This window comes from Bradyrhizobium sp. 153, assembly GCF_023073835.1.
Taxonomy (GTDB): Bacteria; Pseudomonadota; Alphaproteobacteria; order Rhizobiales; family Xanthobacteraceae; genus Bradyrhizobium.
On record NZ_JADPKH010000146.1, the window covers coordinates 196810 to 206569 of the forward strand.

11 protein-coding genes are annotated in these 9760 nt (G+C 62.7%); 6 read left to right on the top strand and 5 right to left on the bottom strand.

Annotated elements, in window-relative coordinates; translation table 11 throughout:
* Positions 1–15 precede the first annotated feature (15 nt).
* Both IVA91_RS33265 and IVA91_RS33270 read left to right on the top strand, forming a co-directional pair.
* Entirely contained in the window at positions 16–1038 is a 1023-nt protein-coding gene (locus tag IVA91_RS33265; RefSeq protein WP_247276961.1) for an NADP-dependent oxidoreductase, read from the top strand.
* Positions 1039–1183: 145 nt separating this feature from the next.
* A complete protein-coding gene (locus IVA91_RS33270) occupies positions 1184–1477 on the top strand; it encodes a hypothetical protein (RefSeq protein ID WP_247276962.1) in 294 nt (97 codons plus the stop codon).
* 15 nt (positions 1478–1492) lie between these two features.
* On the opposite strand, the gene IVA91_RS33275 is transcribed toward IVA91_RS33270, so the two are convergent.
* Positions 1493–2335, bottom strand: a complete 843-nt coding sequence (locus IVA91_RS33275; RefSeq protein ID WP_247276963.1) for a metallophosphoesterase — start codon at positions 2333–2335, stop codon at positions 1493–1495.
* 295 nt (positions 2336–2630) lie between these two features.
* On the opposite strand from IVA91_RS33275, the gene IVA91_RS33280 reads away from it, so the two are divergent.
* Positions 2631–3053, top strand: coding sequence for an MAPEG family protein (locus IVA91_RS33280; protein ID WP_128262063.1), 423 nt, complete (start codon positions 2631–2633; stop codon positions 3051–3053).
* Between the two features lie 34 nt (positions 3054–3087).
* Positions 3088–4389: an RsmB/NOP family class I SAM-dependent RNA methyltransferase gene (locus IVA91_RS33285; RefSeq protein ID WP_247276965.1), complete on the top strand. Its 1302-nt coding sequence runs from the start codon at positions 3088–3090 to the stop codon at positions 4387–4389.
* 115 nt (positions 4390–4504) lie between these two features.
* On the opposite strand, the gene IVA91_RS33290 is transcribed toward IVA91_RS33285, so the two are convergent.
* The 3 genes from IVA91_RS33290 to IVA91_RS33300 form a co-directional block, all read right to left on the bottom strand.
* Entirely contained in the window at positions 4505–4714 is a 210-nt protein-coding gene (locus IVA91_RS33290) for a cold-shock protein (protein ID WP_008141931.1), read from the bottom strand.
* Between the two features lie 267 nt (positions 4715–4981).
* Positions 4982–5314: a DHCW motif cupin fold protein gene (locus IVA91_RS33295; protein WP_247449243.1), complete on the bottom strand. Its 333-nt coding sequence runs from the start codon at positions 5312–5314 to the stop codon at positions 4982–4984.
* A 245-nt stretch (positions 5315–5559) separates the two neighbouring features.
* Entirely contained in the window at positions 5560–5931 is a 372-nt protein-coding gene (locus tag IVA91_RS33300) for a nuclear transport factor 2 family protein (RefSeq protein WP_247276966.1), read from the bottom strand.
* 148 nt (positions 5932–6079) lie between these two features.
* Between IVA91_RS33300 and guaA the strand changes: the two genes are divergently transcribed.
* Together guaA and IVA91_RS33310 are read left to right on the top strand one after the other, a co-directional pair.
* On the top strand, positions 6080–7678 hold the full coding sequence (guaA, locus tag IVA91_RS33305) for a glutamine-hydrolyzing GMP synthase (RefSeq protein ID WP_247276967.1): 1599 nt from the start codon (positions 6080–6082) through the stop codon (positions 7676–7678).
* A 291-nt stretch (positions 7679–7969) separates the two neighbouring features.
* Positions 7970–9226 carry a site-specific integrase gene (locus tag IVA91_RS33310; protein ID WP_247460328.1) on the top strand — a complete coding sequence of 419 codons (1257 nt, stop codon included), beginning with the start codon at positions 7970–7972 and terminating at the stop codon, positions 9224–9226.
* Here the strand turns inward: IVA91_RS33310 and IVA91_RS33315 are convergent.
* Positions 9180–9476 carry an AlpA family phage regulatory protein gene (locus IVA91_RS33315; protein ID WP_247460330.1) on the bottom strand — a complete coding sequence of 99 codons (297 nt, stop codon included), beginning with the start codon at positions 9474–9476 and terminating at the stop codon, positions 9180–9182. The genes IVA91_RS33310 and IVA91_RS33315 overlap by 47 nt on opposite strands.
* Positions 9477–9760: the final 284 nt, after the last annotated feature.

Sequence of the window (9760 nt, forward strand, 5' to 3'; positions counted from 1 at the left end):
CCGGAGGAAGCCATCATGTCCCAAGGCAAACGCATCGTTCTCGCCGCGCGTCCCGTCGGCGAACCCAAGCCGTCTGATTTTCGTCTGGAGGATTTCGCGGTGCCGACGCCTGCGGCAGGCGAGGTCCTGCTGCGCACGATCTGGCTGTCGCTTGATCCCTATATGCGCGGGCGCATGAGCGAGGGGCCATCCTACGCCGCACCGGTGCCGATCGGCGGCGTGATGGAAGGCGAGGCGGTCAGCGAGGTCGCGGCGTCCAACAATCCGGATTTCGCGGTAGGCAATATCGTGCGCATCCGCTCCGGCTGGCAGACCCACGCAATCTCGAACGGCAAAGGATTGATCAAGGTCGATCCCAAGCTCGGCCCGATCTCGACGTCGATCGGCGTGCTCGGCATGCCCGGCATGACCGCCTATACGGGCCTGCTCGACATCGGCAAGCCGCAACCCGGCGAGACCGTCGTCGTCGCCGGCGCCTCAGGTGCGGTCGGCTCGGCCGTCGGCCAGATCGCGAAGATCAAGGGCGCGCGCGCGGTCGGCATCGCCGGCGGCAAGGACAAGTGTGATTACGTCGTCAAGGAGCTCGGCTTCGATGCCTGCATCGATCACCGCAGCCCCGATCTCGCGGCCAAGCTCAAGGACGCCTGCCCGAAGGGCATCGACGTCTATTTCGAGAATGTCGGCGGCGCGGTGTTCGAGGCGGTGTTCCCGCTGCTCAACCCCTTCGCGCGCGTGCCGGTCTGCGGCCTGATCGCGCATTACAACGACACCGAGGCCAAGCCGCCAAAATGGGCCGCATCCTTGATGCGCGCGACCCTGACCAAGCGCCTGACCTTCCGCGGCTTCATCGTCTCCGACTTCGCCGCGCGCCATGGCGATTTCCTGCGCGACATGTCGGCCTGGGTCCGCGAGGGCAAGGTGAAATACAAGGAGTTCGTCACCGAGGGCCTGGAGAGCGCGCCCGGCGCCTTCATGGGCCTCTTGAAGGGCGCCAATTTCGGCAAGCAGCTGGTGCGGGTCGGACCGGACAAGGTCTAGCTGCGCCGGGGCCACACGCCGGCGGGTATGGTTAAGAAAGAGTCACCAAATGGTCACACCTGGCGGCAAAAGCCGCAGGTGTGACCGGTGTTCATTGACCCCGAGGTGAAGGCATTGAATCATCGCGCATATTTTAGGTGCTGCGATGTTAGAGATTGGTATTTTCTGCGTAATCGTGCTGGCAGCCGGCTATTGGGCGACCATGTTCGTCATGGGCCGGCGCGACGACGTCATCCATGGCAAATTCGTGCATGTCGACGAGGAGGGCGATTTCATTCGTCCAGCGCTGCCGGCGCTGCCGCCGCCATTCCCGAAGCGTCCGGTCAAAGCCGCCCAGCCGGCCAGGGTCCAGCCTGCCAAGGATCCCACGGCCAAGACGGTCAACAGCGAGGCGCTGCAATCCTTGCTGGCCGCGATCCAGCAGGACCTCGTCGCCTGAGCCGTCAAGCACGCATTAGTGCTCGTCGCCCATCTGGGCGAGGAGCTCCTCGATGTCGACATCGACCTGGCCCGCGGCCCTGACGTGGCGGACCTCAAAACTATCGGGCTGGAAACGATACTCGACGAGGCCGACTTCCTTGATCGCGATCCGGTCCTGTCGCGCATCGTTGATGACGAAGCCGGCCGACGGCGCCCAGACATGGCGGGTGTGACGATGGGTGAAGTCGCGCCGCTGGTGCACATGACCGCTGGCGATGAGGCGGAGATCGACGCGCTCAAACATCTCGATCAGTCGCGCCCGGGCCGGCTGCGGCACATAGCGGATCGCGGTTTCCGGCGTTTCGGGATCTTCCGGCAGGTTGAGAAACAGCGGCTTGTGCAGGAACAGCGCGACCGGCTTTCCAGTGGTGCGCGCGATCTCGCGGGCCAGCCATTCGAATTGTTCGGCCTCCAAGGCGAGCCCTGAATTCATGACAAGTGAATTGAGGCCGATGAAGCACCAGCCGGCAGCCTCGAACGCCCAATGGTCCTCGCCGATGATGTCGCAGAATTGCCGGCGGTGCGCCTCGCTGACCGGCGGCTTCGGCGCCGGTCCAATCATGGTTGGATTGTCGCCGATGTCGTGATTGCCGGGGAGATAGCGGCAGGCGACGGGCAGGGCATCGTGCAGGCTTTTCGCGAATGCGACATCGTCCACGCCGGTCGGACCGTCGAACGAGACATCGCCGGTATTGACGACGAGGTCGGGCCTGATGGCGTCGATGTGCTCGCTGACGCGGTGGAAGTTGGCGATCAGGCCGGGAAAGCGCCGGCCGAGATGGGTGTCGGAAATCTGCGTGAGGCGAAATTCGGACATGCGTTCATCATACCGGTTCTCACGCGTCGGAACCATGACGGTGCGGGCATGCGTCGCAACGAACAAAGTTTAAAGCACGCGATAGCGGATCGTGTAGCCGTCCTGCGGGGCGACGGCGCCGGCGGAGCGGCGAGGCGATGCGGCCTCTCGCCTGGCGGCCCGCGGGCACCGAAATCGCCTTAACGATCGACATTTGATCGCGAGAGCGGGAACACGGGTTCAAGTCGTTCATTGTCAGCGCCAAAACTCGCAGCTAATGACGGTCGGCGGCATTTCGCCTTCCGGGAAAGTTCCGATGTCTGTTCAGATGGTCCTGCTGCCGGTCTTCGTGCAGGTCGCTCTCACCTTCGCGCTCTTGATCGGCATGGTCGTCGCGCGCCGCAAGACGCTGGTTTCGGGCGAGACCAAGATCCGCGACATTGCACTCGGCGAGCCGAACTGGCCGAAGGGCGCCACACAAATCGCCAATTGCTACCGCAACCAGTTCGAACTGCCGGTGCTGTTCTACGTCCTGATCGCACTGGCATTGCCGCTGCGCCGTGCCGATCTCTTCATCGTGCTGATGTCCTGGGTGTTCGTGGTGACGCGCTTTGCCCATGCCGGCGTTTTCGTCTCCTCCAACGATCTCGGCCGGCGCTCCACGGTCTGGCTTGCCGGCGTGCTGGTGCTGTTGGCGATGTGGATCTATTTCGCGCTGAAGCTGCTCTTGCTGATCTAGGCGCCTGTGCGCCAATCTTTTTGAAAGATTTGAAATGACGCCCGCTGCCCGGCTGTCCGCAGCCATCGAATTGATCGACACCATCGAGAAGGACCGCGTGCCTGCGGCCAAGGCGCTGAAGGAGTGGGGCACCGCGCACCGCTTCGCCGGTTCCGGCGACCGCGCCGCCATCGCCGGCCTGGTCTGGGACGTGCTGCGCCGTTACGCCTCGAGCGCGTACCTGATGGATGCCGATACCGCGCGGGCGCGGCTGATCGGCATGCTCCGCCTCGAGCGCAACATGGACACGGCCACCATGGCCGCGATGTTCGATGGCAGCCGGTTTGCGCCAGAGCCGTTGACGGAAGCCGAGCAGGCCGCGCTCGCCTCGCGTTCCCTCAAGGACGCCCCCGCCGCCGTGGCCGGCGACTATCCAGACTGGCTCGATGCCCACCTTGCAAAAGTATTCGGCGAGGACCGTGCCGCCGAGGCCGCGGCGATGGCGAGCCGGGCCCCGCTCGACCTGCGCGTCAACACGCTAAAATCCAATCGGGACAAGGTGCTGCGTGCACTTGCTCATCTTCATGCAAAACCGACGCCTTGGTCCGCAACCGGCCTTCGCATCGAGCTTTCGGCCGACGCGCGCAACCCGGGCATCCAGGCCGAGGAGGATTTCATCAAGGGCGCCATTGAGGTGCAGGATGAGGGATCGCAGCTTGCAGCCCAGTTCACTGCGGCAAAACCCGGCGAGCAGGTGATCGACCTCTGCGCCGGCGCCGGCGGCAAGACGCTGGCGCTCGCCGCCCTGATGCAGGGCAAGGGCCGGCTGATCGCCACCGACCGTGACAAGCGCCAGCTCGCCCCGATCCACGAGCGGCTATCGCGCGCCGGCGTCCACAATGCCGATGTCCGCACGCCCAAGGGCGACGCCGATCCGCTTGCCGACATCCGCAGCACCGCCGATCTCGTCGTCATCGACGCGCCCTGCACGGGAACCGGCACCTGGCGCCGCAACCCCGACGCCAAATGGCGCATGCGGCCGGGCGCCCTGGAGATTCGCCTGCGCGACCAGGCCGAGGTGCTGGAGCGCGCGGTTCCGCTGGTGAAGCCGGGGGGCCGCATCGCCTACATCACCTGCTCGGTGCTGCCGGAAGAGAACGGTGAGCAGGTGAGGGCGTTCACTGGCCGCCATTCCGAGTTCACGGTCGTCCCGCCCGAGCAGACCGCGAGCGTGCTCTGGGACAAGGCGGAGGCGTTTGGCGAGGCCGCACTGCAATCGGATGAAGGCTGGCTGATGACGCCGCGGCGGACCGGGACGGACGGGTTCTTCGTGTCGGTGCTGAGGAAATCGGGCTGACCGCGCCAGCGGCGCCCAAAATAAAAGCCCCACGAACCGAATCCGGTCGCGGGGCCTGTATTCGCTAACCGCTTCTGACCGGTACGTCCGTGGTCAGAAGCGCCTTGCGCGGGCGTTAGCCGACGCGGAGATTGTCAGCCGAGGACTTGCCGCTGCGGCGGTCGGCGACGATGTCGAACGAGACCTTCTGACCCTCGTTGAGGGAGGAGAGGCCAGCGCGCTCGACGGCGCTGATGTGCACGAATACGTCCTTTTGGCCGTCGTCCGGCTGAATGAAACCATAACCCTTTTGGGTGTTGAACCACTTCACGGTGCCCATAGCCATGGGAATGTCCTTTAGTTAGTTAGAGAGGATACGCACGCAGACCGGTACGCAGCATTGCGCCCATAGTCCCTGATGAGTCGATGTTTGGAGAATTCATCTGAAGCGTGCGCGCCCGTCAGCAACGAAGCGAAGCGGCCCAGTCGTTCGGCCAAGTATCGATGATCACAATATAGCGAGAATTTGGGGCCAGTTCAAGGCACCACCCGTGGCTCGGCATGTCGCGCGCGTTTGCTATTTTGCGGTGCAAATTTGCCGCCCTCGCGCCTCTCAATCGACGATGAAGAGCGTCGCACCCACCGCCGTCGAGGACCGGTGCGCGGCGTCGCCGAAATCCGAGACCTGGTAGCTCATCCCCGCCGTCAGCTTGAACTTGCGCCCGTCGCGCAGCTCCGAGTCGAGCTCGCCCTTCAGCACGTAGAGCACGTGACCGCGATCGCACCAATGATCGGCGAGATAGCCCGGCGAATACTCCACCATCCGCACCCGGAGTTCGCCGATATTGAGCGTCCGCCACTTGGCCTCGCCGGTCTCGCCGGGATGCGTGCTGGGTTCGACTTGGCTCCAGTCGGTCACGGTGAACGGGGATGCCGGAAGTTTCATGGCGCAGTCCTATCGGTGTCGGCAGTGTTGTTAGCGCACACCGCGGTCTCCGTCACCGCGTGTGGGAGTCACGAACCCTTCCTCATTCACACTGTCATCGCCAGCCTTGTGCGCACTTGCGCACTGGGGCGGGCGATCCAGTATTCCAGGGGCGGCAACGATCGAGCCGAGAAGCCGCGGCGTACTGGATTGCCCGCTTTCGCGGGGAATGACAGCGAGGGCGGCGCGGCCTTCCGAACCGGGGCCTAGGCCGCCAAATGATTGGCCGACCCCTGCACGATCAGCCCTTCGGCGTTCACCCGCAGATATTCGCAGATCCGCTTCCCCCGCTCGTTCTCGTAGAACACGACCACGCTGTCCGGGCTGACGAACACATCGATCAGCGAGAAATGCAGGTTCGGCAAAAGCCCCAGCGCCTTGCCCCAATAGGCGCGAAGCGCGTCCTTGCCGCGCACGGTGCCGCTGGCATCGAACCCCATCACGGGGATGCGGTCCGACGTCATCACGGCCGCCTCGTCATAGAGCGTGAGCACGCGTTCGAGGTCGCGCGCATTCCAGGCCTCGATCCAGCTGCGACCGAGTGCGGCGAGCGTTGTTGGCTGATGATGCTGAGACATGGCGTTCTCCCTGTTCGGCCCATGTTTGAGAGGAGGGCACAATAGGTCAATATTACTTACCTATATGGCTTTGTCCATGCCCAAAGAAGGATGTGGGGCGCGCGCTCGCGCGGTTGCGGGCGGCTCCCGTGTCGCGTATCTGCTGGCCATGACAGCAGCACAAAACGACCGCTCCACGTCGACGCCCTCGGTGGCCTCGGCGCACGACAAGATTCTTATCGTCGACTTCGGCAGCCAGGTGACGCAGCTGATCGCGCGCCGCGTGCGCGAGGACGGCGTCTATTGCGAGATCGTCCCGTTCAACAAGGCCGAAGCCGCCTTCAACGAGATGAAACCGAAGGCGGTGATCCTCTCCGGCGGGCCAGAGTCGGTGCACGAGGCCGGCTCGCCCCGCGTCCCGCAAGCGATCTTCGATTCCGGCGTGCCGGTGATGGGCATCTGCTACGGCCAGATGACCATGGCAGCCCAACTCGGCGGCGAGGTCGAGGGCGGCCATCACCGCGAATTCGGCCGCGCCGATGTCGAGGTGAAGGCGCCGAGCAAGCTGTTCGAGGACGTCTGGTCACCAGGCGGCAAGAATCAGGTCTGGATGAGCCATGGCGACCGGATCACCAGGATGCCGCCGGGCTTCTCGGTGGCCGGCACCTCGCCGAACGCGCCGTTCGCCATCATCCAGGACGAGACGCGCAAATATTACGGCCTGATGTTCCACCCGGAAGTGGTGCACACGCCCGACGGCGCGAAACTGATCCGCAACTTCGTGCGTAGGATCGCCGGCCTTTCCGGCGACTGGACCATGCGCGCCTTCCGCGAGGAGGAGATCCAAAAAATCCGCCAGCAGGTCGGCAAAGGCAAGGTGATCTGCGGCCTTTCCGGCGGCGTCGATTCAGCCGTCGCGGCCGTGCTGATTCACGAGGCGATCGGCGACCAGCTCACCTGCGTCTTCGTCGATCATGGCCTTTTGCGCCTCGACGAAGCCAAGACCGTGGTCGACCTGTTCCGCCACCATTACAACATCCCGCTCGTGCACGTGGATGCCTCGAAGCAGTTCCTCGGCGAGCTCGAAGGCGTCACCGATCCGGAAACGAAGCGCAAGACCATCGGCCGCCTCTTCATCGAGGTGTTTGAAGAGGAGGCCAAGAAGATCGGCGGCGCCGACTTCCTCGCGCAGGGCACGCTCTATCCTGACGTGATCGAGAGCGTCTCCTTCACTGGCGGCCCCTCGGTGACAATCAAGTCGCACCACAATGTCGGTGGCCTGCCCGAGCGCATGAACATGAAGCTCGTCGAGCCCTTGCGCGAGCTGTTCAAGGACGAGGTGCGTAAGCTGGGCCGCGAGCTCGGCCTTCCCGAAATCTTCGTTGGCCGCCACCCGTTCCCGGGCCCGGGCCTCGCCATCCGCTGCCCCGGCGAAATCACCAAAGACAAGCTCGACATCCTGCGCAAGGCCGACGCCGTCTACATCGATCAGATCCGGAAAGCAGGCCTCTACGACGAGATCTGGCAGGCCTTTGCCGTGCTGCTCCCCGTCAAGACCGTCGGCGTCATGGGCGACGGCCGCACCTACGACTACGTCGTCGGCCTGCGCGCCGTCACCTCCACCGACGGCATGACCGCGGACTTCTACCAGTTCGACATGAAGTTCTTGGGCGAGACCGCCACGCGCATCATCAACGAGGTGAAGGGCGTGAACCGGGTGGTGTATGACGTGACGAGCAAGCCACCGGGGACGATTGAGTGGGAATAATTCAGGCCCGCCCTGGCCTATCCCGTTCTATCCAATTGCGCGAATTAACAGCCTGATTTTACGATCGAATTCGTCATCGACATTCGAGAACTATCGGCACGCGTAAATCCGGACAGACGGGGCGCCTGACGGTGTCGCCGTCCATTGAAACTATCGCTCCTGATCAATACCGTCACACGCGATGCTGCGTCTGACGGTATTTTTCTTTGTCCAAGTGTTTGGAAAACAAAGAGATCTCCAGTCAAACACGGCTCAAAAATGGCTGACGGTATTTGCCTGGAGGGAAAGTCCTTGCTGACAGACGCTGCGCTTAAGGCTCTGAGACGAAAGGAAAAATCGTACAAGGTCACCGACCGTGACGGCATGTACGTGGTCGTATCGCCCGCCGGGACGCTGTCGTTCCGGCTCGACTACCGTCTGCACGGTCGACGCGAGAAGGTGGTTCTCGGAAAGTACGGCCCGACGGGCCTGTCGCTCGCTCGCGCTCGCGAGAAATGCATCGATGCGAGGCGCGCCATCGGTGAAGGCCGTTCACCTGCAATCGAGAAACAGCGCGAGAAGCGGCGTCTCCTTGAAGCCAGGAGTTTCGGTGAGCTCGGCGAGAAATGGCTCGTCGCGGCACCCATGGCCGATAGCACCCGGGCAATGCGCCGATCGATCTTCGAACGTGAACTGCTTCCAGTTTGGCGCAAGCGCCTTCTGAATGAGATCGCACCTGGCGATCTTCGCGCCCATTGCGCCGCCATCGTAGAGCGCGGTGCTCCCGCGACAGCAATTCACGTCCGGGATATCGTAAAGCAGATCTACGGGTTCGCGATCCTGCACGGAGAGAAGATCGCAAACCCGGCCGACGAGGTTGGACCGGCATCGATCGCAAGCTTTGTCCCAAGAGACCGCTCGCTCTCACCCGCCGAAATCCGCATCATGCTCAAACAACTGGATCATGTTGCGACATTGCCCACCATCAGGCTTGGATTGCGTCTTTATCTGCTCACCATGGTCCGCAAGAGCGAACTGCAGGATGCCACATGGGATGAAGTCGATTTCGAGAATGCGGTCTGGACGATTCCCAAGGAGCGTATGAAGCGCTCGAAGGCGCACAACGTCTATCTCTCGAGCCAGGTGCTCGATATTTTCATTGCGTTGAAGACATGCGCAGGAAATTCAAGGTATGTGCTGCCGTCGCGCTATGATGCCGACGCTCCGATGTCGCGAGCAACCTTCAATCGGGTCACATACTCGGTCGTTGAGCAGGCAAGCAAAGAAGGGCTTCCGCTGCAGGCGTTCACAGTTCATGACCTGCGGAGGACCGCGTCAACTCTTCTGAACGAGCTCGGGTTCAACAGCGACTGGATTGAAAAGTGCCTTGCGCACGAGGACGGACGGTCATCGAGGGGAGTCTACAACAAGGCCGAATACGAGGTGCAGCGTCGTCACATGATGCAGGAGTGGTCCAACATCGTTGATGCCTGGGTGGGTGGCCAGAAATACATCCCGATCCTTATTCCCCCTTCAATTCCGCTCTTGCAGCTCGACCCGGCCCTTTGACCGGCCGGGTTCGTCGCTGCCTCACATCAGGATGAGGCGCACGAGCGGGAGGTGTCGACCTTCGCGCAGCCAGCCATGCTTCGACCTCCGCTAGATCCCACACGACACACCGGGGCGAGAGTGCGAACCGCCTTGGAAACTCCCCGCGCTGTTCCATCTCGTAGATTGTGCTGTCGGCGAGCGGGACCATCTCGCGAAGCTGATCTCGCCGGATGGTGCGTTTGATGGGTGTTATTTCACGACGAGTCATATCATTGCGCTCTCGATTGAGCCCGACTGTTCTCGTGCAGATAAGGGCCTTGGTTCGCTCGCTACAACTCTTTGGCGAGCGGATCGTAGAAAAAGAAATGTCTCGCGGCAGCCGTCAGCCTTCCAGGCTGAATTAGAGGGCGCGGCTTGAGCGTCTGGAAGCACTGTGAGCGTCATGCAGGGACCACGCGCTGAGGGCTGATCTGGTCGGCTAGGAAGATCTCGCGGAATAGTTTGTCGCGAGGTCACAATGTCGAAGGATAGTCGTAAGGATAGCGATAAGGA